At 40.5% G+C, this 247-nt stretch carries 1 protein-coding gene; it reads left to right on the top strand.

Features of this window, described 5'->3' with window-relative positions; all coding sequences use genetic code 11:
- The coding region (locus AAEY87_RS14300) for a hypothetical protein (protein ID WP_350657648.1) at positions 1 to 247 on the top strand (247 nt) is incomplete at both ends.

The following is a 247-nucleotide window of genomic DNA, read 5'->3' as shown; positions in this document are numbered from 1 at the left end:
GACCAAGTGTACAATTACTTGTTCATCGTGTTTTTAAGGCCACTTATAAAGATTTACTCGAAATAAATAACCATCCAACCCCAAGTATTTGGTATAACCGCCGCCTGGCCGATAGGCTAATTCGCCTAACTAATTACGATCAAGGTTCACACTCACGCGTAATTACTGATCTTGCACTAACCGCTCTAAACTTAGGGCATGCGTCGGTTCGATTAAACTCAATTTGTGAAAATTTGGCTGGTAATAC

Origin of the sequence: Psychrobacter sp. S1-30-MNA-CIBAN-0213 (assembly GCF_040309845.1) — a bacterium.
Lineage (GTDB): Bacteria > Pseudomonadota > Gammaproteobacteria > Pseudomonadales > Moraxellaceae > Psychrobacter.
This window is presented reverse-complemented; position numbering and strand designations above follow the sequence as displayed.